20 protein-coding genes are annotated in these 25,845 nt (G+C 70.6%); 9 read left to right on the forward strand and 11 right to left on the reverse strand.

The annotated features are described in order from the left end of the window. Positions 1-315 (forward strand): IS30 family transposase (locus tag BMY07_RS25490; protein WP_143073638.1); only part of this gene is annotated, 315 nt, incomplete at its 5' end. Positions 316-546: 231 nt separating this feature from the next. Here the strand turns inward: BMY07_RS25490 and BMY07_RS25495 are convergent. The 11 genes from BMY07_RS25495 to hpaD all read right to left on the reverse strand — a co-directional run bounded on the left by BMY07_RS25495 (position 547) and on the right by hpaD (position 15,542). Next, complete coding sequence (locus tag BMY07_RS25495) at positions 547-1,812, reverse strand: aspartate kinase (protein ID WP_092783852.1); 1,266 nt, start codon at positions 1,810-1,812, stop codon at positions 547-549. Position 1,813: 1 nt separating this feature from the next. After that, a complete protein-coding gene (locus tag BMY07_RS25500; protein WP_092783855.1) occupies positions 1,814-3,184 on the reverse strand; it encodes a diaminobutyrate--2-oxoglutarate transaminase family protein in 1,371 nt (456 codons plus the stop codon). After that, the gene (locus BMY07_RS25505; protein WP_092783858.1) at positions 3,181-7,296 is read right to left on the reverse strand and encodes a Pls/PosA family non-ribosomal peptide synthetase; all 4,116 of its coding nucleotides are present in this window, start codon (positions 7,294-7,296) and stop codon (positions 3,181-3,183) included. The genes BMY07_RS25500 and BMY07_RS25505 overlap by 4 nt, the downstream gene beginning before the upstream one ends. A gap of 587 nt (positions 7,297-7,883) precedes the next feature. Then, positions 7,884-8,291: a type III secretion system chaperone family protein gene (locus BMY07_RS25510; RefSeq protein ID WP_092784485.1), complete on the reverse strand. Its 408-nt coding sequence runs from the start codon at positions 8,289-8,291 to the stop codon at positions 7,884-7,886. Positions 8,292-8,453: 162 nt separating this feature from the next. Next, complete coding sequence (locus BMY07_RS25515; protein ID WP_092783861.1) at positions 8,454-9,242, reverse strand: SDR family NAD(P)-dependent oxidoreductase; 789 nt, start codon at positions 9,240-9,242, stop codon at positions 8,454-8,456. Beyond that, entirely contained in the window at positions 9,239-9,898 is a 660-nt protein-coding gene (locus BMY07_RS25520) for an SDR family NAD(P)-dependent oxidoreductase (protein WP_092783864.1), read from the reverse strand. The genes BMY07_RS25515 and BMY07_RS25520 overlap by 4 nt, the downstream gene beginning before the upstream one ends. Positions 9,899-10,085: 187 nt before the next feature. After that, a complete protein-coding gene (gene hpaE, locus BMY07_RS25525) occupies positions 10,086-11,591 on the reverse strand; it encodes a 5-carboxymethyl-2-hydroxymuconate semialdehyde dehydrogenase (RefSeq protein WP_092783867.1) in 1,506 nt (501 codons plus the stop codon). 34 nt (positions 11,592-11,625) lie between these two features. Further along, the gene (gene dapA, locus BMY07_RS25530; protein ID WP_092783870.1) at positions 11,626-12,552 is read right to left on the reverse strand and encodes a 4-hydroxy-tetrahydrodipicolinate synthase; all 927 of its coding nucleotides are present in this window, start codon (positions 12,550-12,552) and stop codon (positions 11,626-11,628) included. A gap of 64 nt (positions 12,553-12,616) precedes the next feature. Beyond that, positions 12,617-13,285 (reverse strand): GntR family transcriptional regulator, encoded by a 669-nt coding sequence (locus BMY07_RS25535; RefSeq protein ID WP_092783873.1) that lies wholly within the window; start codon positions 13,283-13,285, stop codon positions 12,617-12,619. Next, positions 13,282-14,679 (reverse strand): fumarylacetoacetate hydrolase family protein, encoded by a 1,398-nt coding sequence (locus tag BMY07_RS25540; RefSeq protein WP_092783876.1) that lies wholly within the window; start codon positions 14,677-14,679, stop codon positions 13,282-13,284. Before BMY07_RS25540 ends, BMY07_RS25535 begins: the two co-directional genes overlap by 4 nt. Beyond that, complete coding sequence (gene hpaD / locus BMY07_RS25545) at positions 14,676-15,542, reverse strand: 3,4-dihydroxyphenylacetate 2,3-dioxygenase (RefSeq protein WP_092784488.1); 867 nt, start codon at positions 15,540-15,542, stop codon at positions 14,676-14,678. Before hpaD ends, BMY07_RS25540 begins: the two co-directional genes overlap by 4 nt. Before the next feature lie 274 nt (positions 15,543-15,816). On the opposite strand from hpaD, the gene BMY07_RS25550 reads away from it, so the two are divergent. From BMY07_RS25550 to BMY07_RS25585, 8 genes are all read left to right on the forward strand, one after another. Beyond that, positions 15,817-16,782, forward strand: a complete 966-nt coding sequence (locus BMY07_RS25550; RefSeq protein ID WP_092783879.1) for an AraC-like ligand-binding domain-containing protein — start codon at positions 15,817-15,819, stop codon at positions 16,780-16,782. Positions 16,783-16,937: 155 nt separating this feature from the next. Continuing rightward, positions 16,938-17,309, forward strand: a complete 372-nt coding sequence (locus BMY07_RS25555; RefSeq protein ID WP_245782656.1) for a hypothetical protein — start codon at positions 16,938-16,940, stop codon at positions 17,307-17,309. A gap of 54 nt (positions 17,310-17,363) precedes the next feature. After that, positions 17,364-17,858: a DUF3558 domain-containing protein gene (locus tag BMY07_RS25560; RefSeq protein ID WP_245782686.1), complete on the forward strand. Its 495-nt coding sequence runs from the start codon at positions 17,364-17,366 to the stop codon at positions 17,856-17,858. Positions 17,859-18,000: 142 nt separating this feature from the next. Continuing rightward, positions 18,001-19,452 (forward strand): aldehyde dehydrogenase family protein, encoded by a 1,452-nt coding sequence (locus BMY07_RS25565; RefSeq protein ID WP_092783885.1) that lies wholly within the window; start codon positions 18,001-18,003, stop codon positions 19,450-19,452. Next, a complete protein-coding gene (locus BMY07_RS25570) occupies positions 19,449-20,882 on the forward strand; it encodes an aldehyde dehydrogenase family protein (RefSeq protein WP_092783888.1) in 1,434 nt (477 codons plus the stop codon). Before BMY07_RS25565 ends, BMY07_RS25570 begins: the two co-directional genes overlap by 4 nt. A 48-nt stretch (positions 20,883-20,930) precedes the next feature. Then, on the forward strand, positions 20,931-21,317 hold the full coding sequence (locus tag BMY07_RS25575; RefSeq protein ID WP_092783891.1) for an effector-associated constant component EACC1: 387 nt from the start codon (positions 20,931-20,933) through the stop codon (positions 21,315-21,317). Positions 21,318-21,335: 18 nt separating this feature from the next. After that, entirely contained in the window at positions 21,336-23,444 is a 2,109-nt protein-coding gene (locus BMY07_RS25580; RefSeq protein ID WP_092783894.1) for a caspase family protein, read from the forward strand. A gap of 22 nt (positions 23,445-23,466) precedes the next feature. Next, positions 23,467-25,845: a caspase, EACC1-associated type gene (locus tag BMY07_RS25585; protein ID WP_092783897.1), complete on the forward strand. Its 2,379-nt coding sequence runs from the start codon at positions 23,467-23,469 to the stop codon at positions 25,843-25,845.

Genomic DNA, 25,845 nt, shown 5'->3' on the forward strand with positions numbered 1-25,845 from the left:
TTCCTGAAAAACTCGATCACCTGGGACCAGGGCAGCGAAATGGCGGACCACGCGAAGTTCACCGTCACCACCGGGATACCCGTCTACTTCTGCGACCCACATTCGCCCTGGCAGCGCGGAACCAACGAGAACACCAACGGACTCCTGCGCCAATACTTCCCCAAAGGCACCGACCTGTCGGTCCACTCCCAAGCCCACCTCGACCACGTCGCCCGCCAACTCAACGGACGACCCCGCATGACCCTCGACTGGGCATCGCCCACCGAGAAGATGAACGAACTACTGATCAACCACGGTGGCGCACCCATCACCTGAAACCAAGGCCCCGCACAAAACAAGTTCGCCCCATCGAGCAAAGCTCGAAACTCGCGCCCGGGCCAATGCCGAAGGCGAGGCGTTTAACGTCGACGGCGAATCCGAGCACGAGAGCCGCATCTCAAGATCAAACCCGCCAGAGCACCCCCCGATATACAGCTTACCGAGCAGCACCGACAAACCGCGCCGAACGAGCAGCGCCCCTGTGGACAACCCCCTCACCGCACCACATCACCACCCCCTCCCCGTCCCCGCATACACAGTCGCCACCTCCCCCACCCGCCCAGCCGACAACTCGAACACCTCATGCAACGCCCGCACAGCCCGATCCAACTCCCCTTCCCCGCACAGCACCGAGATTCTCAACTCCGACGTAGTCAACAACCGAATCCGCGCAGGCAATGCCGCGAACGTCTCGCACACCGTCGCAGTCACGTCAGCGCACAACCCCGCCCCCACCACAGACACCGTCCCAACATGGTGGTCACTCGTGACAGCAGCGAACCCGATCTCCTCAGCAGCAGCATGCAACGCGCCAACAGCCGTAGACGCCGCCCCGCGCGCGACCGCGAAAGACAGATCCACCCGCCCTCGCGAAGACTTGTGCACAGGCATGTCCACCTCCACCCCCGCGTCGGCCAACACGCGGAACACCCGCGCGGAACGAGCCGGGTCCTCGTCGGGGACGCCGGTGACCGACACCAGGGCCACAGACCGGTCGTGGGCTATCGCGGTGACGGCGGGTTTCTCCATCTCGGGCTCCTGGGTGGTGACGAGCGTGCCCGGCCGGTCGGTGAAGGAGGAGCGGACGTGGATTGTCACGTCTTGGCGGCGGGCGTACTCGACTGAGCGGGGCATGAGGACTTTGGCGCCGTGGGCGGCTAGTTCGAGCATCTGGGCGTAAGAGACGCGGTCTAGCAACCGGGCCGTGGGGACTACCCGGGGGTCGGCGGTGCAGACGCCGTCTACGTCGGTGTAGATCTCGCAGACGTCGGCGTGGAGGGCGCCTGCTAGGGCTACCGCGGTGGTGTCGGAGCCGCCGCGGCCGAGGGTGGTTACGTCGTCTGTGTCCTTGCACAGGCCCTGGAAGCCCGCGACCAGAACGACCTGGCCGCGGTCCAACTCCTGGCGGACCCGGGTCGGGAGCACGTCGACGATGCGGGCGTGGCCGTGTTCCGGCGTGGTGAAGACCCCCGCCTGCGGCCCGGACAACGAGCACGCCGGGTGCCCGAGGTCGGTCAGCGCGATGGCCAGCAGGGCGTTGGAGATCCGCTCCCCCGAGGTGAGCAGCATGTCCAGCTCGCGAGCCGGGCCGGGCCCGCGGGAGACGCGGTTGGCCATGTCGAGCAGCTCGTCGGTCGTGTCCCCCATGGCGGACGCGACGACGACCACGTCGTGCCCGGCTGCGCGGGTGGCCACGACCCGCTCGGCGACGCGCCGGATCCGCTCCGGCGACCCTATCGAGGAGCCCCCGTACTTCTGGACCACGAGTGCCATCTCAACCCCGCTCCCGGTGGGGCAGCCCGGTGATGGCCGCGATGAGGATGTCGCACGCGGTGTCGAGGACCTCCGCGGTGACGTTGAGCGGCGGCAGCAACCGGACCACGGTGTCGTCGCGGCCGCCGAGTTCGAGGATCAGGCCGTGGTTGAGCACCTCGGTGCGCACCGAGGCGGCCAGGGCGGAGGCGGGCGTGCCGTCCGGGGCGTCGAGCAGCTCGATGCCCCACATCAGGCCGACGCCGCGCACCTCGCGGACCAGCGGGTGCGCGGTGAGCGCGGCGAGCCGGTCGGCGACCTGCTCGCCGCGGGCCACGACGTTGCCCAGCACGTTGTCGCGGCGCACGATCCGCACGGCCTCGGTGCCCGCGGCGAAGGCGAGCTGGTTGCCGCGGAAGGTGCCGGTGTGCGCGCCGGGGCTCCACACGTCGAGCCGCTCGTCGTAGAAGATCACCGCGACCGGCGACCCGACCCCGCTGAGCGCCTTGGAGGCGACCACCACGTCCGGGGTGATGCCGTACTGCTCGAAGGCGAACCAGGTGCCGGTGCGGCCGCAGCCGGTCTGCACCTCGTCGACGATGAGCGGGATGTCCAGCTCGGCGGTGACCGCGCGGACCCGGCGGACGAACTCCGGCCGCGCGGGCACCACACCGCCCTCGCCCTGCACCAGCTCCATGATCACCGCGGCCGGCTTGGGCAGGCCGCCGTTCGGGTCGCGCAGCGCGTTCTCGAAGTAGGTGGCGCAGTTGGTCTCGCAGGTGTCGGGCCGCAGGCCGAGCGGGCAGCGCGCGCACGAGGAGTACGGCAGGAAGTGCACGCCGGGCATGCCGTTGGCGACGGGCTGCTTCTGCGACACGAGACCGGTGACGGCCATCGCGGCGTGGCTGGCGCCGTGGAAGCCGCCCTGGAAGGACACGATGTCGCCGCGGCCGGTGGCGGTCTTGCACAGCTTGATGGCGGCGTCGACCGCGTTGGCCCCGGTCGGCCCGCAGAAGTGGATCCTGGTGCGGGAGCGCATGGCGGGCGGCAGCATCGAGAGCTGGGCCTCGACGAAGGCGTCCTTGGCCGGGGTCGGGAAGTCCAGCGCGTGGGTCAGCGACCCGAGCTGCTCGACCATGGCGCGCACCAGTTCCGGGTGGTTGTGCCCCAGCGACAGCACCCCGGCACCGGCCAGGAAGTCGATGAACACGTTGCCGTCGACGTCGCGCACGAAGCTGCCCTGGCCGCGTTCGATGGCGATCGGCAGGCCGCGCGGGTAGCTGCGGGCGTTGGACTCGGTGCGGGCCTGGCGGGCCAGGTAGGCCGCCGATCCCGGTCCGGGTAGGGCGCCGTCGACGCGCGGCTGGGTCATCTCGGCGATCAGGTCGGTCATCGGCTCACTCCCGTGTTCTTGGCAGCGTGGTGGGTTCCGGTCGGCACGACCGAGTCAGCAGCAGTCGGCACGACCGAGTCAGCAGCAGTCGGCATGACCGGTTCGGGTCCGGTGGGCGCGTGCCTGGTCAGTTCGGTGGCGGGGTTGCCGCGCCAGCGGGACCCGGTGTCGGTCTCGCTGCCCTTCATCAGGAAGGAGTCGGCGTCGACGGTGGTGCGGTCGGCCACCCGCACCCCGTAGTGGGCGAACGCGGCGACACCGAGGGTGGTGCGGGCGCCGAGGACGATGTGGTCGGACTTGAAGGTGGCGTCTTCGAGCGAGTGCCCCTGCACGACGCTGCCGACGTTGAGCGCGGAGTCGGCGCCGATGGTCACCAGGGTCTTCTCGGGGACCGCGCAGCCGTCGTCGAACACGCGCCGCCCCATCCGGACGCCGAGCAGCCGCCACAGCAGCACCTTGACCGGGGTCCCGTTGACCAGGGCGAGGTAGCGGCCCGCGCTGAGCTTCCAGAACCGCTCGTGGCGCCAGAACGCCGGGTCGTAGATCGAGCAGAACCGGGGCTTCAAGCGGCGGAACCCGAGGGTGGCGCGTTCGACGAGTACACCGGAGAGCACCACGACCAGGTACGTCGCGAGCATGCCGAGCGCGGTGGCGACGGTGCCGAACCGGGGGTAGAGGCCCGCGGCGATCACGTTGATCACCACCACCGCCCACAGGTCGACGCAGCGGACCAGCAGGAACAGCCCGATGGTGGCGAGGTTGTGCCGGTTCTTGGCGGCGAGGCGGCGCCGGAACGTGTCGCCGGACTTGAGGTGGTCGAACGAGGTGTCGCGCCGGACCGTGCGCGGGATCTCGAAGGCGGGCGAGCCGAGCAGGCCGGTGTCGCCGCGCGGGGGTCCGTCGACCGGGACCATGACCTTGGTGGCGAGCAGGACGTTCTCGCCGGTGCGGGCGTCGGGCGGGTAGACGATGTTGTTGCCGAGGAAGTTGCGCGGGCCGATGTCGGCGCGGCGTACCCGGAACGCGGTCCCGGAGTAGTCGGCGTTGACCATGGACAGGCCGTCGGAGACCATCGTGCCGGAGCCGACGCCGCTGAGCAGCGGCGAGTCGTGCTTGAGTTCCACGCCGAAGTTCGAGCCGGTCTGCTCGACGCGGCCGAGGTCGTACCCGAGCAGCTTCAGGTAGTGGACGATGTAAGAGCTGTCGCCGAACAGGTAGAGGTTCGTGCGCGAGTTGGTGAGCCGGGTGATGGTGCGCTGCAACGTGTACTTGAGCCCGTAGAGGGGATACACCGTGCCCGGGGTAAGAGCTCGGCTGAGCAACCGCGGCAAGGTCGTCACCACGAGCAGGCCGAGGACGATGGCGCTTACGTAGAACGTGGCGGCGGCGGCCAACTGGATCGCGTAGAAGGCGATGCTGGCGGGGTTCGCCGGGACGAGGCCCGCGAACGCCTCGGCGAGCAGGTCACCGACGAGCATCACGACCGGCAAGGACCACACGATCGTGGTGAACAGTTGCAGGAAGCTGAAGCCGAACCGCCGCCATCGGGTGACGTTCGCGCTGATGTCCGACCGGAAGTCCACTGTGGTCGGTCGGGCAGGCGACCCGTGCCGGCTCTCCCCCGCCGGGACCGACGCACCCGCCGGGAGGCAGGACGCGTGCGCCAACTGGGCGCCGTCGCCGAGCGTGGTGTCGATGTCGAGCACTCCCGCCTCGCCGATGTAGGCGCCCGCGCCGATGGTGACCCGCCCCGTCGTGATCATCCCAGCCTCGGCCCGGTAGCCGACCAGCCAGGTGTCCTTGCGCACGACCGCGCCCGCGCCGATGGTCAGCAGGTCCGTGCACACCGGGATGTTCCTGGTCAGGATGATCGCGCCCGCGCCGACCCGCGCGCCCATCGCCCGCAGGTACAGCGCCAGCAGCGGGGACCCGGTGAACAACCGGATCGGGTTGAACCGGATCAGCGAGCGCACCACCCAGAACCGGAAGTAGGCCAGTCCCCAGATCCGGAACGACCGCGCCTTCCACCGGCCGACCAGCAGCCACTTGAGCGCGATCGGGACGGTGCAGGCGATCAGGAAGCCGGTGCCGCTGAAGGTCACGGCGCGCACGTACATGTCGAGCAGGCCGGCGCCCGCGAGGACCCAGCTGACGCCGACATCCAGGACGAGCGCGGCGAAGTAGACATAACCGAGCAGGAAGGCCAGTTGCGCGGCGCCGCAGAGCAGGTAGCGCCAACCCTTGATCGGGTCAGGCGTGTCCGCGGCGGCCACTGCGGCCTCTACGGGAACGGTGACGGGTAGGACTGCCGCGAGATCGTGGATGGTGGGGTGTTGGTAGACCTGTTGCATCGTCACGGTCGGGACGTCGGCGCGTTGGCGGACCTTGGCGCAGAACCGGGACATCAGCAGGGAGTCGACGGCGAGGTCGGTGAAGAAGTGGCCGCGCGCGGAGACTTGCTCGACGCCCAGTACTGCCGCCAGTTCTTCGGCCAACGCGATCTCTAGCGGTGTCTCCGGGTCGACGTGGTCCTTGGTGCTGATACGGCGGGGACCACTGGGCGCGGGAAGGCTCTTGCGGTCGGCCTTGTTGCTCGGTGTCATCGGGATCGCGTCGAGCCGTTGCAGGTAGGCCGGGACCATGTAAGAGGGCAGGTGTTCGCGTAGGTGGGCGCGCAGTTCGTCTTGGTCTAACTCGCCGCGGGAGGTGTAGTAGCCAGCCAGTTCGACCGCGCCCTCGGCGGGTTGATGAGTGTCCACAACGGCCGCGACGACACCGGGGGCGTTGAGCAGCACGGACTCGATCTCGGTCAGCTCGATGCGGTACCCGCGGACCTTGACCTGGGTGTCGATGCGGCCCAGGTACTCGATGTGCCCGTCGGCGTCGACCCGGCCCAGGTCGCCGGTGCGGTAGATGCGCCCCGACGGGTTGTTGTCGATGCCGAGGAAGTCCTCGATGAACGCCTTGCCGGTGAGGTCGTCGCGGTTGAGGTAGCCGCGCGCCAGGCCGATGCCCGCGATGCCGATCTCGCCGGTGGCCCCGCGCGGGAGGGCGGTCGTGCGGTCTGGGTCGAGGATGACCACCGAGTAGGTGGGCAGCGGCACGCCGATGGTGACCGGGCGGTCCGGGTCGACCGTGGTCCAGGTGGCGGTGACGGTGGCCTCGGTGGGGCCGTAGACGTTGAGGAAGCGGCGGTCGGGGCGGTGCCAGCGGGCGATGAGGTCGCGCGGGCAGGCCTCGCCGGAGACCAGCAGGAAGCGCAGGCCGGGCAGGTCGTCGTCCAGGGTGGCCAGCAGGGTCGGCACGCAGCACAGCGCGGTGACGGCGCGGTCGGTGAGAAACTCGGCGAGGTCGTGGCCGACCAGCGCGGCACCGCCGGGGCGGGGCACCAGCGTCGCGCCGACCACCCACGGCACCCAGATCTCCTCGACGGAGAAGTCGAAGGCGATGGTCATGCCCTGGTAGACCCGGTCGTCGGGGCGCAGCCCGTACACCTCGCCCGCGACCCGGACGAAGTTGCAGATGCTGGCGTGCTCGACCGCGACGCCCTTGGGTCGGCCGGTGGAGCCCGAGGTGTAGATGATGTAGCAGAGGTCGTCGACCGGGCCGCCGTGCTCGTCGTCGGCGAGCGGCGCGGTGTCGAGGGCGTCGATGGCGTCGGTGGCGGTGTCCACACCGAGCACGGCTGTCTCCCCGCGACCGAGCAGGGGCACCAGGTGCTGCTGGGTGAGCACGAGCGCGACGTCGGCGTCGCCCAGGATGTAGCCGATGCGGTCGGCGGGGAACCCGGGATCGAGCGGGACGTAGGCGGCGTGCACCTTGAGCACCGCCAGCATCGCGACGTAGCCGCGCCACGCCTGGTCGAACAGCAGCCCGACCCGGTCCCCCGCGCCGACGCCGCGGCTGAGCAGGTACCTGGCCAGCTGGTTGGCCCGGTCGTCGAGCTCGGCGTAGGTCAGCACCACCTCACCGCTGTCGACAGCGGCCCGGTCGGATCGCCGGAGCAGGTCCTGTAACCGCTCCCCGCTGCGCCACCGCGCCCCGTGCGCGACGCCGGTCCCGACCAGGACCCCGGCGTCGTCGACGACGGCGACGGACTCCGGTGCGCTCATAATCGAATTCCTTTCACCTCGCGCTGGCCGCGCGGATTCCACCGACCAGCGACCGGCATTCACACCAATTCACAGTTGTCGCAGATGTGGGCGACACGCAAAACGTAGCTGTTGCTAAGCAACCACATGTAGCGCCTACCGGGTGCAGGAATTCACATAGCGCTACCCGAAAGGAGCAGCATTCACACAGCTTCCCATTCTGGGAATGTGCCGCTTCTCAAGTCTTGAAGCGCGAACGACGCTATCCATAACACTTCCACATAGCGTCAACAGCGGTGCCCAATGCGGTGCCCGCCCGAGGTCCGAGCTGGTCCGAACGTCGCAGCGATATGATCCAGTCGTGGCACCCGGCCGCCCGAATGATAAGCAGAGGCGATAACTGCGCCTTCTCCCACCGCTTCCGAAATGCGACCCACATCAGCGTGTGGCAAGATGCCGCGCCCACTCATCCAACAATAGTCCGCGAGCCCATGACACGGATTCGCAGACCGGACATTCGCACCACCGGCCCCCAGTCCGGTACCTGCGAACACAAAAAACCCCACCGGCATGGGCCGATGGGGTGGAGTACTCGCCGCGAGCGGGACCTAGTAGTTGTCGCCGCCGAAGAACATCTCCTCGATCTGGTCCGCGGTGCCCGCGAGGAGTTCGAGCGGGTCGGTGAACTCGTGGATGTCGAGGTCCTTGAGCGGCAGGGAGTGCCGCAGCACGACGTGCTCGCCCATGATCGCGGCGCCGCAGGCGATGGACGAGTGGCCGATCTCGGTGAGCACCGCCTTGAGGTCCACCTTGTCGGCGAGGCCGACCGGGGAGGCGATCTGGACCCACTCGTGCTTGGCGTCGAGGACCTCCCTGGCGATGATGACGACCTGGGTGCGCTCGTCGTCCTCGTTGAAGGCCTCGAAGTTGAACAGGATGCGGACCTCGTCACCCTCGCTGGAGATGACCTCGTACTCCTCGGACACGTACTGCACCAGATCGCGCCACGTCGACATGCGCCCAGCGTAGCGGACCGGTCGCGGCGGGTCCTGGAGCATCGCGGGGTGGCCGCAACCCGCGACCACCCCGCGAAACACCCCTAGTCGAACCGGCTCTCGTCGAAAGCAGCCCTGGTCGAAAGCAGCCCTGGTCGAAGGCAGCCCTAGTCGAAAGCAGCCCTAGTCGAACGCGATCGTCGGCAGGTCCACCGCGCTCGACCCGGCGTCGGCGGTCACCACGGCGCCGCTGACGATCGCGGCGTCGCTCGAACCGAGGAAGGTGATCACCGCGGCGACCTCCTCCGAGGTGGCCGGGCGGCCCAGCGGCACGTTCTCGGTGGCGATGCCGTAGGCGCCGTCGCGGTCGGTCCCCTTGATCGCGGCGAGCTCGTCCATCTGCAGGTCGGCCATCGGCGTGCGCACCCAGCCGGGGCACACCGCGTTGGCGCGCACGCCGTGCTTGCCGTAGTCGCGGGCGATGGACCGGGTCAGGCCGATCAGCGCGTGCTTGGTGGTGACGTACCCGGCGACCGCGGGACCGGCGAACAGCCCGGCCAGCGACGACACCAGCACGATGGAGCCGCCGCGCACCGACAGCGCGGGCAGCGCCTCGCGGATGGTGACGAACGCCGTGGTCAGGTTGACCTCGATGGCCTGCGCCCAGCTGGCGTCGTCGGTGTCGAGCGCGGAGCCGAGCCCGTGCCCGCCCGCGTTGGCCACCACCACGTCCAGCCGTCCGAACCGCTCCAGGGTCGCCGCGACGACGCCCTTCATGGCCGCGCTGTCGGCGGCGTTGGCGGGCAGGACCAGCGCCGCGTCGCCCAGCGGGTCGGCCACCTCGCGCAGCGGGGCCTCGCGCCGCCCGGTCAGCACGACCTTGCCGCCCTCGGCGACCACCCGGCGGGCCGTGGCCGCACCGATCCCCGTACCAGCACCGGTGATCAGGACCACCGTGTCCGCGAACCTCATCCGCTCGTCCCTCTCGTCGTGATCGTCTGTCCACTGCGCCGCTCGCCGCCGGGCCCGAGCAGGTCGAGCACGGCGGCGGCGATGTCGTCGGGCACCAGGAAGTCCGCGCAGTCGGGGGCGACGCCGCCGACCACGATGCCCAGCGGGGCGACGTCCTTGGCGACCGCGGCGGTGAAGCCGCGCATCGCGCCGTCGACCGCGCTGTGGTGCGCCAGGTGCCCGCACCGCGCGGCGACGGTGACGATGGCCCCGCTGCCCTGGCCCTTCATCGCCCGCACCGCGGCCCTGGTGGCGTAGAAGGCGCCGTCGAGGCCCGCGGCGAGCGCGGTGTGCCACTGCTCGTCCGTTATGTCCATTGTGGAGCCGGGGCCGACCGGGGCGCACTCCCGGCCGACCGCGTTGTTCACCAGCACGTCCAGCCTGCCGAAGTGGTCGAGCACCGCGCGCACCGCGCCGTCGACCTGGACCGGGTCGGCCACGTCGGCGCGCACCACCATGCCCCGGCGCAGCACCCGCGATGCCAGCTCGGCCGCGGTGGAGTCACCGTCGAGCACGGCCACCACGGCGCCCTCGGCGTCGAGCAGCCGCGCGATCGCGGCGCCCACCCCGGAACCGGCCCCGGTGACCAGTGCCACCTTCCCGCCCATGCTGCCCATGGCGGGCACGCTAATTCCCGCCGGAGTGGTTTCCGCCACCACCAAGACCACTAGTGCGCCGCCGGACAACGAATGTTCGCCCCCGGCCAACCTCGCGGCCCAGCCCGTGGGACCGGGCCGCGAGGTTGTCGGACTAGCCTTGCTTGCCGAACTGGGCCTGCTTGCCGAACTAGCCTTGCTTGCCGACCTAGCCTTGCTTGCCGAACTGTGGGGTGTGCAGGTCGCCCACGGCCACGTGGATGGCGCGCACGTCGCTGTAGAAGTCGATGCTGTGCACACCGCCCTCCTGGCCGACGCCGCTGGCCTTGATGCCGCCGAACGGGGTCCGCAGGTCGCGCACGTTGTGCGAGTTGATCCAGACCATGCCCGACTGCACGGCGCGCGCGACGCGGTGCCCGCGCTGCAGGTCCTTGGTCCAGACGTACCCGGCGAGGCCGTACTTGGTGGCGTTGGCCAGCTCGATGGCCTCTTCCTCGGTGTCGAACGGGGTCACGCCGACGACCGGGCCGAAGATCTCCTCCTGGAAGATCCTGGCGTCCGGGCGCACGTCGGCGAACACGGTCGGCTGCAGGAAGTTGCCCGAGGTCAGGTGCGCCGGGCGGTCGCCACCGGCGACCAGGCGGGCCTCGCGCTTGCCGATCTCGACGTACTCCAGCACCCGGGCGTAGTGCTCGGGGTGGATGAGCGCGCCGACCTCGGTGGCGGCGTCGGCGGGCATGCCGACCTTGACCGCGGCGGCGCGGGCGGCCAGCGCCTCGACGAACCGGTCGTAGATCTCGCGCTGGACCAGGACCCGGGAGCTGGCGGTGCAGCGCTCGCCGTTGAGGGAGAACACGCCGAACACCGCGGCGTCGACGGCCCGGTCGAAGTCGGCGTCGGCGAAGACCACGCACGGGGACTTGCCGCCGAGCTCCATCGACACCTCCTTCAGGTTCTCCGCCGAGGTGCGCATGATGATCTGGCCGGTGCCGCTCTCGCCGGTGAAGGAGATGCGCGGGACGTCCGGGTGCGCGACGAGCGCGGCGCCCGCCTGCTCGCCGATGCCGTGCACCAGGTTGAACACGCCGTCCGGCACGCCCGCCTCGGCCATGATCTCGGGCAGCAGGCTCGCCGACAGCGGCGACCACTCGGCGGGCTTGAGCACCACGGTGCAACCGGAGGCGAGGCTGGGGGCCAGCTTCCAGGTCTCCAGCATGAACGGGGTGTTCCACGGCGTGATCAGGCCCGCGACGCCCGCCGGCTGGCGGATCGCGTAGTTGACCTGCTTGTCGCCGACGATGTACGCCTCTTCGTGCAGCGCGACGATGACGTCGGCGAAGTAGCGGAAGTTCTCGGCGGCGCGGTGCGCCTGGCCACGGGCCTGGGTGATCGGCAGGCCGGTGTCGAAGGTCTCCAGCTCGGCGAGGCGCTCGGCGCGGACCTCGATGCCGTCGGCGATCTTGTTGAGGATCTTGGCGCGCTCGCGGGCGGTGAGCCGCGGCCACGGGCCATCGGTGAACGCGCGCTTGGCGGCGGCGACGGCGAGGTCGATGTCGGCGGCGTCACCGGCGGCGACGCGGCCGTAGACCTCGTTGGTCACCGGGTCGGCGACCGGGAAGGTCGCGCCGTCCACACTGGACGCGGGCTTGCCGTCGATGAAGTGCCGCAGGTCGCTGGGCAGGTCGACGGGACGGGGAACAGCCTGCTCGGCCATGGTTGCTCCTAGGGGGGTCGGCTCGGGGCGCTTGCTAGAGGGAGGGGCGGACCAGCAGGTGCTCGGCCTGGGCGCGCAGTGCGTTGATGCGCTCGAGGCCCTTGGGGGTCGGCTCGATCAGCGGGGCGCGGACGAAGCCGCTCTCGATCAGGCCCAGGTCCTTGAGGATGTGCTTGGCGGGCGCCGGGTTCGTCTCCACGAACAGCAGCTCCACCAGCGGCGCCAGCTGGTAGTGCAGGTCGATGGCGCCGTCGTGGTCGCCGGCGACGTAGAGCTCGTACATCTTGGCCACCGCGGCCGGGGCGATGTTGGCCAGCGCGCTGACGAAGCCGATGCCGCCGATGGCCAGCAGCGGCAGGCACAGCAGCTCGATGCCCGACCACATCAGGAAGTCGCGGCCGCACTTGTGCAGCACGTGCGAGAAGTGCTCGAAGTCCTTTGTGGTCTCCTTGATGCCCACGATGTTGTCGTGGGCGCGGCGCAGGGTCGCCACGGTCTCCGGCGCGATGTCCACGGCGGTGCGGGAGGGCACGTTGTAGATCACGATCGGCTGGTCGGGGAACTCCCGCGCCACGGTGCCGTACCAGGCGATGAGGCCGTCCTGGGTGGGGCGGCTGTAGTACGGGGTGATGACCAGCGCGAGGTCGGCGCCGAGCTTGTGCGCGGCCTCGGTGATCTCCAGGGTCTCCTCGAGCTTGGTGGAGCCGGTGCCGGGCAGGAACGGCACCCGGTCGTCGATCTCCTCGGCGACGGCCCGCATCGCCGCGATCCGCTCGGCCACGCTCTGCGCGCTCGGCTCACCGGTGGACCCACCGATGGAGATGCCGTGCGAGCCGGACTCGAGCTGCCAGCGCACGAGCCTGCGCAGGCCCTCGGTGTCCACCGCGCCATCGGCGGTGAACGGGGTGACGACCGGGGCGATCGAGCCCTTGATCAGCGACGGGGTGGCGCGGAACTTCATTGCGTCTCCAACTGTAGACATTTGCAGCCGTGCGGGTGGACCATCGTCGTCGACCTCGCAAGTGCTACTTGGCGGATACGACAGCGCTGACGGTGTTGAGCTTGTGCTGGCGGGCGAAGGCCTCGACCTCGGCCGCGGGGGCGCCGGTGCGCAGCAGGCGCAGGAGCTCGTCGTGCTCCTCCACCGACTCGCGGGCCCTGCCAGGTACCAGGGCGAAAGTCGACCGGCGTAGAACGTCGAGCAGGTTCCACTCCCTGGTGACCAGGTCCCGCAGGTGCGGGTTCGGGCAGCCGCCGCACAGCAGCAGGTGGAACTCGCGGTTGAGGCGGGTGAAGCCGAGCGGGTCGAACGCGGCCAGGGTGGCGCGCATCCGCTCGTTGAGGGTCGCCGCCCTGCTCAGCGCCGCGGGGGTGAGCCGCGCGGTGGCCATGGCGTGGCCCTCCAGCAGGGCCAGGGTGTGCATGGCGTGCCGGTACTGGTCCGGGTCGACGCCCGCGACCTGGGCGCCGACGTTGCGCTCGAACACCACCCAGCCCTCGGCCTCCAGCCGCCGCACCGCCTCGCGCACCGGGACGGCGCTGACGCCGAGGTCGCGGGCGATGCGGTCGAACACCAGGCGGGTGCCGGGGCCGTACCAGCCGTCGACGATGCGCTGCTTGAGGGTCTCGTACGCGTACTGCGTCTTGGAGCGGCCCTCCAGCGCCGGTGTTGTCGGGGTGGCGGGGCTGCTCACTGGCCGTCCCAGTTGTCGTAGGCCTCGCGCCACCTCGGACCGAGCGGGTAGAGGCCGTCGACGGACTCGCCCTCGTCGACCCTGGCCAGGATGAACTTCTCCTGCCGCTCCATCTCCAGCGCGTCGGCGGCGACCTCGTCGACGATGGCGGGCGGGATGAGGATGACGCCCTCGCCGTCGCCGACCAGCACGTCGCCGGGGCGCACCAGCACACCGGCGCAGGCGACGTCGACGCCGATCTCCCACGGCACGTGCTTGCGGCCGAGCACCGCGGCGTGCGCGCCCGCGGAGTAGGTGGGGATCTCCAGCTCGCGGAACGACGGGCTGTCGCGCAGGCAACCGTCGGTGACGATGCCGACCGCGCCGCGGCGGGCCGCGCGCAGGGCGAGGATGTCGCCGATGGTGCCCGCGCCGTGCTCGTCGCGGCAGTCGATGACCAGGACCTGACCGCCGCCGATGGCCTCGACGGCGCGCTTCTGGGCGTTCATGCCGCCGCCGCGCTGGTCGAACATGTCTTCCCGCAGCGGCAGGTAGCGCAGCGTGTGCGCGGTGCCGACCATGCGCAGGTCGGGGCGGGCCGGGGCGAGTCCGTTGAGGAACGTGTGGTTCAGACCGCGCTTGCGCAGCTGGCTGGACAGGGTCGCGGTGGACACCTGCCTGAGCGCGGCCTCGGTCTCGGGCTTGATGGCGGGAACGTCGTTGCCGTACGCGATCGACCGGTCCGTCGGAGTCACCTGCGGCCGCGCGCCCGGCTTGGGGAGCTCGTTCTCGGCCTCCACGACGGTGTTGACCAGTCGCTCGGTGTCACCGACCGCGACCTCGACGACGTCACCCGGCTCGACGACGGTCGCGCCGGTGGGGGTGCCGCAGAGGATGATGTCGTCGGGCTCCAGGGTGATGGTGCGCGACAGGTCGGCGATCAGGTAGGCGAAGTCGAACAGCAGGTCGTCGACCTTGGCCTCCTGCACCAGCACGCCGTTGACCCAGGTGCGCAGGGTCAGGTCGGCGGTGCGGGGGTCGAGCAGGACCGGGCCGACCGGGGTGTAGCCGTCCGCGCCCTTGCTGCGCAGGTTGGAGCCGCGGTCGGCGTAGCGCAGGTCGTGCACGCCGAAGTCGTTGGCCGCGGCGACGCCCTTGACGTGGTCCAGCGCCTGCGCGCGGCTGACGTTCTTGGCCCGCTTGCCGATCACGACGGCGATCTCGCCCTCGAACGCGGACAGGACGGTGCCCTTGGGTCGGACCAGGTCGGCGCCGGTGTGCGACAGCGACGACGGCGGCTTGACGAAGTAGGACGGCTCCTCGGGGAAGCGGCCCCGCTCGGCGGCGCGGCTGCGGTAGTTCAGGTGCACCGCGATGATCTTCGACGGCTGGAGACCCAGCGGGTGCGCGCTCACGCCGGGACCGGGAAGTCGACGATGACCTGGCCGGTGCCGCTGCTCGGGAAGTAGTCGCAGAGCTGCTCGCCTCTACCGCTGTAGTCCTTCCAGCCGAGCAGGCCGAACATCATGGCGGTGTCGGCCATCGCGGCCTCGCCGGTGCAGCGCTCGTTGTAGGTCGGCAGCGTCTCCAGGAAGTCCGCGATGCGGCCCTCGCGCCACTGGTCGAGCACGACCCGGTCGGCCTGCTCGTTGAACGGGTTGGAGATCTTGTTCAGGTACTGCGAGGAGATCTCGTTGGTGGGGAACTGGTGCGAGAGGCTGCCGCTGGCCAGGAAGGCGACCTTGCGGTCGGAGCGCTTGATGGCGCGCAGCATGGCCTCGCCGACGCGGCGGTTCTCGTCGATGGTGGAGTAGATGTTGCAGCCGATCGGCAGCACCTTGAGCGGCTGGGCGCCGCCGGTGTTCTCCGGGCGGTTCATGAAGTGCATCGGCACCAGGGTCGCGTACTCCAGGCCCAGGTCCTTGACGTCGTGGACCATGGCTTTCTGTCCACCGGCGTTGATCTCCTCGCCGATGAGCCGCGCCAGGTCGGGTGCGCCGTCGTAGTCGTACTCCAGGTCGGCGATGAAGTGCGGCAGCTCGTGCGACGCGTAGCTGCCCGAGTGCCTGGCCTTCCCGTTGACGTGGAAGGACATGCTGTTCATCCAGTGCGAGTCGGCCACCAGGAAGGTGTCGGCACCGCGCTCACGGGCACGGCGACCGACCTCGGCCAGCCCCTCTTCCGCGGGTTTGCGGATGCCGTGGTTCTTGCCGGGCTGGATGGACAGCCAGATAGACGGAACGTGCGTGATCTTGGCTGCCAGGACCAGCTCACCCATGGTGACCTCCTCCATCGGACTTCGTCGTCGAAATCATGTAGCGGATCGCATATGATTCCCACTCCGGCGGCGGCGCGTGCCGCCGATGGGAACAGGTCTACCCACTTCCGGCGTTGTGCGGTTGGCAAGGGGTGCACAGCGGTTGTCCGCCAGCGCATCGCGGTCGGTCCGTGTTGCGGGTCGGACTCGGTGCGCGGCGGCCCCTTGACGGGACCGGGGCGCGGGGCAGAGTGTTCCCAGTCACGCAGTGTCACTTGCGGCAAGGAGGTCAGCGTTGACGTACTCGGTGACGACGGCGGGCGCGCCAGCGGCGCAGCAGTTCGACCTGTGGGAGTCCGCGGTCTCGCAGACGTTCGTCCCACTGGAGGCGGCGCCCGGTGAGCGGGCGGCCTTCCGGGGGCGGCTGCGCGGGCAGAACCTGGGCAGCGTCGCCGTCTACGAGGCCACCGCCGACGCCCACACCGTCCGCCGCACCCAGCGCGCCATCGCCAGGGCGAACCCGGAGATGTACAAGCTGGGCCTGCAGCTGCACGGCACCGCCCGGTTGTCGCAGGACGGCCGCCAGGCGGCGCTGGACCCGGGCGACTTCGCCATCTACGACACGACCCGGCCCTACACGCTGGCCTTCGACGACGTGTCGTCCACTTTGGTCCTGATGTTCCCGCGCGACATGCTGTGCCTGCCATCGGGGCACGTGGAGCAGCTGACCGCGACCCGCTTCTCCGGCGGCTCGGGCGTGTCCGGCATCGTGTCGTCGATCCTCGTGCAACTGGCCAGAAACCTCGACGACCCGCAGGTCTACGGCAGCGTCCGCCTGGCCCGCAACGTCGTCGACCTCCTCGGCACGGCCCTGGCCGACCGCGTCGACTACTCCAACGTCCCGGCGGAATCCACCCGCGGCGCGCTGCTGGTCAAAATCAAGTCCTATGTGGAGACCCACCTCAACGACCCGGCGCTGTCCCCCACCGAGATCGCCGCCGCCCACCACATCTCCACCCGCTACCTGCACAAGCTCTTCAGCGACGCAGGCGTGACCGTCTCCGGCTGGATCCGCCAACGCCGCCTCGAACGCTGCGGCCAAGACCTGGCCGACCCCGCCAAGCAGCAACTAGCCATCGGCACCATCGGCGCCCGCTGGGGCCTGGTAGACGCCTCCTACCTCAGCCGAGCCTTCAAAACCGAGTACGGCCTCTCCCCCAGCGAATACCGCCAACGCAGCGCCACCCACCGCGCCGACTGACGTTCTCCAGTTGTAGCCGAAACCCGCCGACTCGGTTCTCGTTGTCGTGACCTCGGTCACTATCACCTATTGTGACCATCTTCCCCCGTTCCGCAGTTGCCCTGACGGCACCGTTGCTATCGTCCCGCTGGACAGGAGCACGCAGGGGAGCGCACGTGGCAACGACCGACGACATCGGCAGCATCGGCGCGGCCGTGGGCGAGTTCGCCGCCCTGGCAGCCCGCGGCGGCTTCGCCGTCAACGACCACGGCGGGCAATCGCTGCTCACGGCGATCCGCAACATGGTGGCATGGGTCGATGACAACATGATGGACCTGCGCCAGCTCGACCAAACGGCCAAACTCGGCACCTCCACCAACGCCGAGGTCATGAAGCCCTACCTCCGCCAAGTCGCCAGTGACAGCGCAGGCTTCCTCACCCAGCTGGACCAACTGCGGGTATCGCTGCTGGACGCGGAGGCAGCGATCAGACAGGCGATGGCAAACTATCAGTCTGTGGACCAGCAGGTGGCGGGGCAGCTCAGCTGAGGGGGACGAAGGTCTGTGAGGCGTTCGACAAGACTGGCCTGCGTCGCGAGCGTGGTGGTCGCGCTGGCCGGGTGCACGACACAGGAGCCCGGTACCCCCAGTGCTGGAGCCGAGAGCACCAGCACGACCACCTCGACACCGGGCACGACCTCACCCGCGCCCGAAGCAGACCCGTGCGAGTGGTTGCCCAGCTCCATGATCAAGGAGTTGGGCATCAGCACCTCCGCAAGACCCAAGAAGTCCAAGGGGTACACGGCTTGCCGGTGGCGCGCGGAGAAGCCCGTCATCGCCGACAGCTTCTCGCTCGACATCACCTACTACCAGCAAGACGGCATCAAGGATCTTCAGGGCAGTCAGCCGCGCACTCCCGTCAAGGTCGGTTCGCGTGACGCCGTGCAGACCCTGGACGAGACCGCCAATGGCTGCGTGGTCGCCATCAACGTCACAGACAGAAGCCGCGTCGATGTCTACGTCCTCGGCGGGCCAGCACCAGAGCGCTGCAAGATCGCGAACGCCGTCGCTGGCCGGATCGAACCCGAACTGCCCTGACCTGGCACACCAGCCAAGCACGCGGAAGCCACCTCCGGGCGCGGCTGGTCAATTGGTATGCGCTGGTAGGCAATCACCGGGAGGGGTGCTGGGCTGAGACTTGGTGTCGCGTTGGTCCAGTGGCGGCAAGGAAGGGGAGCCGATGCGCACCGAGGGGCTTTTCATCGATGGGGAGTGGGTGCGTCCGGCCGGGGCGGGCGAGTTCGCCAGTGTTGATCCGGCCAGTGGGGAGCAGATCGCGACCCTGGTGGATGCCGGGGTGGCCGAGGTGGACGCGGCGGTGGCGGCGGCTCGGGCGGCGTTGCCGGGGTGGGGGCGGGTCCCCGCGACGGAGCGGGCGCGGATCCTGTGGCGGATCGCGGACCTGATCGAGGCGCACGGCGAGGAGATCGCGGCGCTGGAGACCGCGGACCAGGGGCAGCCGCTCGGGGTCGCGAAGGCGGTCAGCGTGGCCGGGGCGGTGGAGCACTTCCGCTACTTCGCCGGGTTCACCACCAAGATCGACGGGGCGGTGCGGCAGGTCTCGTTCCCGGACACCCTCCAGTTCGACCAGCGGGTCCCGGTGGGCGTGTGCGCGCTGATCGCCCCGTGGAACTTCCCGCTGATGATCATGACGTGGAAGCTGGCACCGGCGCTGGCCTGCGGGAACACCGTGGTGCTCAAGCCCGCCGAGCAGACCTCGCTCACCGCGGCCTTCCTGACCAGGCTGTGCGCCGAGGCCGGGGTGCCCGCTGGCGTGGTCAACCTGATCACCGGCGGCCCCGCCGCGGGCAAGGCCCTGGTCCGCCACCCCGGCGTCGACAAGGTCTCGTTCACCGGGTCCACCGAGGTCGGCAAGGACATCGTCGCCGCCTCCGCGCACGACCTGAAGCGGATCACCCTGGAGCTGGGCGGCAAGACCCCGACCGTCATCGCGCGCGACGCCGACATCGACGCCGCCGTCGCGGGTGCCGTCGCGGGCGGCCTGCTCAACAGCGGCCAGGTGTGCGCCGCGTTCGCCCGCCTGTACGTGGACTCGAAGCGGGTCGACGAGTTCGCCACCAAGCTCGGCAAGGCCGTGGACGGCCTCAAGCTCGGACCGGGCAACGCCGCCGACACCCAACTCGGCCCTCTTGTCACCGCCGAGCACCTCGCCAAGGTCGACTCCTACGTGCGAGGTGGCGTTACCGCGGGCGCCCAGCTAGTCGCCGGTGGCGCGCGCGCCGAGGGTGACTTGGCCAAGGGCAACTTCTACCGCCCGACCGTGTTCGCCGGTGTCTCCGACGACATGGCGATCGTGCGCGAGGAGATCTTCGGCCCGGTGCTGACCGTCCTCGATTACGACGACGAGGACCAACTGCTGCACCGCGTCAACGACTCCCCTTACGGCCTCGCCGCGTCAGTGTGGACCGACGACGTTCGCACTGCCCACCGCCTCGCCGCCGGTATCCGCGCGGGCGCCGTGTTCGTGAACATGCCCTGCATCCCTGACGCTGCCGCGCCGTGGGGCGGTTTCAAGTCCAGCGGCTGGGGCCGCGAGATGGGCCCCTACGCGATCGACGCCTACACCGAGATCAAGGGCGTCTGGATGCACTACGGACAGGCAGGCCAGTGAGCCAGCCAGTCCCCTACTGGGTCGCGGGCAAGCCCCGCACCTCCGACTCCCCGGTGACCGTGCGCAGCCCGTATGACGCCGCGGTCACCGGGGTCACCAGCAACGCCACCGCCGCCGACATCGAGGAGGCGGTGGCCGCCGCGGCCGCCGTCCGCGACGAGGTCGCCGCGCTGCCCGCGCACGTCCGGGCCGACGCGCTCGACCACGTGTCGCGGCGGCTGGACGAGCGGCTCGACGAGGTCGCGGCGCTGATCACCGCCGAGTCGGGCAAGCCGATCACCTGGGCGCGCACCGAGGTCACCCGCGCGGTGGCCACGTTCCGGTGGGGCGCGGAGGAGGCCCGCCGGTTCTCCGGCACCGTGCAGCGGCTGGACACCGACCCCGGCTCCGAGGGCCGCGTCGCGCTGGTCCGGCAGGTGCCGCGCGGGCCGGTGCTGGGCATCACCCCGTTCAACTTCCCGGTGAACCTGGTCGCGCACAAGCTGGCCCCGGCCATCGCCGCGGGCTGCCCGGTGATCATCAAGCCCGCGCCCGCGACGCCGCTGTCGGCGCTGCTGCTCGGCGAACTGCTGGCCGAGACCGACCTGCCCGCGGGCGCGTGGTCGGTGCTGCCGATGACCAACGAGCAGATCGCGGACCTGGTGGGCGACCCCAGGCTGCCGGTCATCTCGTTCACCGGCTCCGACGCGGTGGGCTGGCGGATCAACGACTCGCACCCGCGCAAGCACGTGCTGCTGGAACTGGGCGGCAACGCGCCGGTCATCGTCGCCCCCGACTGGGCCGACCTCGACGGCGCCGCGGCCAGGGTCGCGGCGTTCGGCACGCACCAGGCGGGCCAGTCGTGCGTGTCGGTGCAGCGGGTCTACGCGCACACCGACGTGTACGACGAGTTCGTGCCCGCGCTGGTCAAGTACGTGCGGGGCCTGCCGACCGGCGACCCGGCGCACCCGGCCACGCACGTCGGCCCGCTGATCAACGCCGACGCCGCCCGCCGGGTCTCCGACTGGGTGGCCGACGCGGTGACCAGGGGCGCGACGCTGCTCACCGGCGGCAGGACCAACGGCAACGCCATCGACCCGGTGGTCTTGGCCGACGTGCCCGCGGGGTGCGCGGTGGTCACCGAGGAGGTGTTCGGCCCGGTGATCGTGGTCGAGCGGGTGGCCTCGGTGGACGAGGCGATCGCGACGGCCAACCGGTCCCGGTACGGGTTGCAGGCCGGGGTGTTCACCCACGACCTGCGGGTCGCGGCGTACGCGACGGCGAAGCTGCAGGTCGGCGGCGTGGTGATCGGCGACGTGCCGACCTACCGCGCCGACCAGATGCCCTACGGCGGGGTCAAGGACTCCGGGGTGGGCCGCGAGGGCGTGCAGTCGGCGATGCTGGACTTCACCGAGCCGAAGGTCATGGTGCTGACCGAGTTCGTGGCCTGATGCCCGTCGACCGCGGCGGGGTCGGTGGGCCCCGCTACGGTTGACGGCATGAGGTCGATCTCGGTGCACGTGCACGGCGCGGACGAGGCGGAGGCCGACGGCCTGACCCGCCAACTGCGCTCCGAACTGCTGGAACTCGAGGTCGACTCGGTCGACTTCGACGACAAGCGCACCCCACCGGAGCACAGCAAGGGCCTGGACCCCGGCGCCGTGACCACCCTGGTGGTCGCCGTCAGCTCCTCCCCCGTGCTCGTCGAACTCGCCAGGGCGCTGCGCGACTGGATCACCCGCGCCACCGACCGCAGGATCACCCTCACCGCGCCGGACGGCCGGACCCTGGAGATCACCGGCGCCCGGACCCGCGCGGACCACCGGGTGATCGAGACCTTCCTCGACCAGCCCGAGGACCCGGACGACACCGAAGATCGACCGTAGGCGGTACGGTCTGGGGTCATGGCCAGGCACGCGCTGATCGTCGCCAACCGCGACTACCGCGACCCCGGGCTGCGCGCGCTGCGGGCACCCGAGGCCGACGCGCGGGAACTGGCCGCGGTGCTCGGCGACCCGGCGATCGGCGAGTTCGCGGTCAGCACCGAACTCGACCTGCCCGCCTCGGCCACCTCGGAGGCCGTCGAGGGCTTCTTCGCCGACCGCGACGGCGACGACCTGCTCCTGCTGTACTTCTCCGGCCACGGCGTCAAGGACCCGGCCGGTGACCTGCACTTCGCGACCGCGACGACCAGGCTGGACCGGCTGGGGTCGACGGCGGTGTCGGCCGAGTTCGTCAGCAGGCAGATGGACCGGACCAGGGCGCGGCAGGTCGTGCTGCTGCTGGACTGCTGCTACGCCGGGGCGTTCCACCGCGGCATGGTCGCCAGGGCGGGCGAGCAGGTCGGCGTCGAGGAGCGGTTCCGCGGCAGGGGCCGCGCGGTGATCACGGCGTCGAGCGCGATGGAGTACGCGTTCGAGGGCAGCGAGCTGACCGACTCGGCGGCGACCGCGCCGTCGGTGTTCACCGCCGCCCTGGTCGAGGGCCTGCGGACCGGGGACGCCGACCGCGACCAGGACGGTGTCGTCGGGCTGGACGAGCTCTACGACCACGTCTACGACCGGGTCCGCGCCGCGACCCCGAACCAGACGCCGGGCAAGTGGGTGTTCGACCTGCGCGGCGACCTGCGGGTGGCGCGCCGGGCCAGACCGGTGACGGTGCCCTCCGAACTGCCGGAACAGGTGCGCGACGCGGTCGGGCACCTGCTGGTCTCGGTGCGCGAGGGCGTCGTCAAGGACCTGGCGCGGCTGCTGACCTCGGGCCACGAGGGCAAGGCACTCGCCGCCCGACTCGCCCTGGTCGACCTCGCCGACGACGACAGCCGCCGAGTAGCCGCGGCGGCAGCGGCCGTGCTCGCGGCCCAGTCCCCCCAGCGGGAGCCAACGGACACGCTCGACAAGACGCCGGGGCAAGCAGCGGTCGGGCGAGCCGCGGTGGGTTCCGCGCGCACCGAGCATGGTGACTCCGAGCCCGACGACAACGCGCCGCAGGACGAGTTCGAACCAGCAGACCCCAGTGAGGTCCTGCCCAGCGGCATCAACCCCTTCGACGTGGTCCGGCCGCGGCTCGTGTCCGGCCCTGTCACGGTCTTGCCAGGCGCTGTCCGCCCGCTGGCCACCCCGGGGGTGGTGCCGCGGCGGCCGGCGACCGTGGTCGTCCTGGCCGTGGCGGCGGTGGTGGTGCTGGTCGCGACAGCGCCGATCCGACTCGTGGTGATCTTCGACGAGGCCGCGGCGCAGGTGACCGCCACGCCGTTCGCCGCGATCGCCACGCCCGCGGCGCAGTGGTTGCTGGTCGCCACCTTGGTCGCGGTGGTCGCGGCGCCCAGGGCTCTCCTACCCGCCGTCGGCCTACCGCTGGCAACGGCGGGAATCGCTTACTCCACGAAGGCGAGTGCGCTGGTCGCGGAGGGGCGAGCCGTCCAGTACACGATGTTCACCCCGTTCCTGGTCGGTGCCGTACTCGCGGTGGGCTGCCTTGTCCTCGAAGGCTCGGCGTCGTCTCGCCCCGGGCAGGCAGTCCGAGCGCACCTGGTGGCGTCAGCGGTGTGCGGCGCGCTGGCGGTGAGCTTGTTCGTGCCGAACGCATACGGCCACCAGCCGAAGTGGCTGATCCCGATCGGCGCCGCAGTACTGCTGCTGTCGGCGTTCGCCGTGGACGACATCATGGCCCGCCGCAAGGCAGGTAGGCCTGCCTTGGTCGATTCGCTGTTCCCACTACTTCTTGTGGGCAACCTCGGTTATGCCAGCCTGTGGGACTCCGCCATTCCCACCACGTCGATGTATATCGCCGGTGTGGTTATCGGGTTGGCGGCACAGGTAAGCCTGACGGGGAGGTCGCTGCTGATCGCTCGTCTCGGCGTTGTCACCGTCTTGCTCATCCACATCCCACCGGTGGTCAACGGGCCTCTTACCGCGACGTACGTGCACACGGCCTTCGGGCTGACCGCCGTGGCGTTGATCCTCTGGGGCCTGCGCGCGGCCGACACGGAATCAGGTGCGCGGTCGATGTAAGGGTTCGGAGAGGTGGGGTGCGATGCGGCGCGCGTTGATCGTGGCCAGTGATGCGTACGGGGATCTGGGGTTGCGGGAGCTGCGGGCGCCGAAGCACGACGCCGCGCAGTTGGCGGCGGTGTTGGGGGATCCGGAGATCGGCGGGTTCTCCGTGCGGACGCTGCACAACGCGGCGGTGGCGGAGACCAACGAGGCGATCGAGGACTTCTTCGCCGATCGGGCGCCGGACGAGCTGCTGCTGCTGTACTTCTCCGGGCACGGGGTGAAGGACGAGACCGGGGACCTGTACTTCGCGACCGCGGGGACCAAGTTGAACCGGCTCGCGGCGACCGCGGTGGCAGCGGACTTCGTGCGGCAGCGGATGAACCGGACGCGGGCGCGGCGGGTCGTGTTGTTGTTGGACTGCTGCTACGCGGGGGCGTTCGGGCGGGGCATGGTCGCGCGGGCGGGGACCGCGGTGGCGTTGGAGGAGCAGTTCCAGGGGCGCGGGCGGGCTGTGATCACGGCGTCGAGTGCGGTGGAGTACGCGTTCGAGGGCCAAGAGGTGACCGATAGCGCTACCGGTGGGCCGTCGGTGTTCACGTCCGCGCTCGTCGAGGGGTTGCGCAGCGGGGACGCGGACCGCGACCAGGACGGGCTGGTAGGGCTGGATGAGCTCTATGAGTACGTGTACGACCGGGTGCGCGCGTCTACGTCCAACCAGACACCGGGCAAGTGGGTCTTCGACCTCCAGGGTGACCTCTACATCGCGCGGCGCGGGCGGCCGGTGACCGTGCCGTCAGAGCTACCGCTGGAGTTACGGGAGGCGATCAGCCACCCGAACCGGTTGGTGCGGGTGGGCGCGGTCGACGACCTCACCCGTCTGCTGACCGGCGGCCACGAGGGCCTGGCCCTGGCCGCCCGGCTGGCCCTGGAGGCCCTGTCCGACGACGACAGCCGCTCCGTGGCCGCCGCCGCGACGAGCACCCTGGCGGCGAACCGACCGCCACTGCCGCCACCAGTGCGGCCGGAGCCCGCGCGACCGGACCCGGTGGCCTCCGTGCCATCGCCCGCCGCCCAGTCAGAACCCGATCACCCACAACCCACCCGGCCAGGCGCCCACCCGCAGTCCACCAAACCGGAACCCGCCCAGCCGCGATCCACCCAGCCAGAACCTGATCACCCACAATCCACCCGACCTGGATACGCCCGGCCACAGTCCACCCAATCTGGACTCACCCAGCCGCAATCCGCCCAATCCGGATTCGCCCGACCACAGTCCGGCCAGCCGGATGCCGCGCCACCGCCCGCGACCCAGCCGAGCGCCGCCCAGTCGAAGTCCACGCAACCGGAGTCCACCCAACTGGAGTCCGCCCAGCCGCAGCCGGCCCGGTCCGAGCTCGGCACACCCGCCCAGCCTGAGCCCGACCGACCAGGCCCGGCCCGGTCGAAGCAAGGTCGGCAACGACGCGGCTTGGCGGAGATCGTCCGGCTGAAGCTGGCCCCGCCGGAGCACGCGAGCGACACGCCGTCCCCCATCACCCAATCGCGCGAGACACCGCGGACGCTGCTGGTGTGGCGAGCCGTGAGCGCGGTCCTCGCGATCGCGGCCGCGGTGACCCTGGCGGCGACGCCCGGCGATGTCGCGCTGCAGACCACGTACGGCAGCTTCGTGAGGGGCCCGGTCCTGGTGCCTGCCTCGACTTCCGTGCTCGTGCCCCTCGTCGGGTGGCTGCTGATCGCCGCCTTGGTGGGCCTGGTCGTCGTGCACCGCGGTCGGCGGGCGATCGCCCTCGGCGCGGCGTTCGGCGCGATCGCGATCATGGCGGCGTTCGCGACCAGGCTGGCGGCCATCGGTGTGATGGGCACGCCCGTCCGCTTCTACTGCCTCGGGCTGCTCGGGGCGTTCCTCGCGGTCGTGATCGCCAACGCGGTGCGGCGGCGCGGCTGGCTGTGGGAGGTCATCACCGGTGCGGGGGCGTTGACCGTCGCCACGGTCGCGCTGGCGTTCCCCCGTTACCGGGACGACACGGGGACGGTGGTGCTGATCGGGTTGGCGGTCCTGGTCGGCGCCGCGGTCACCCACCTGGTGCGGACCGCGCGAGCGGGCAGACCGGTCGCGCGGGACATCACCTTCCACGCCCTCGTGATCGCCATCGCGTGCGTCGGACTCGCCCTGGACGACGTCGACATGACGATCCGGTTGACGGTGGCCGCCCTCTCGCTGGCCGCCCAGCCGCTGTTCACCGACCGCGGGAGCCTGCTCCCGGCCAGGGCGGGCCTGGTCGCCACCCTGGTGGTGATGGTCCCGCCCGACGTGGAAGACATCACCCAGACCCTCGTGCTGACCTCGGCGGCTGTCATCGCCGCGGTCGTCGCGATGTGGCCGGAGCCCGGGAAGACCCGGGCGCGCGCGGTCTGA

This window comes from Actinokineospora terrae (assembly GCF_900111175.1).
Taxonomy (GTDB): Bacteria; Actinomycetota; Actinomycetes; order Mycobacteriales; family Pseudonocardiaceae; genus Actinokineospora; species Actinokineospora terrae.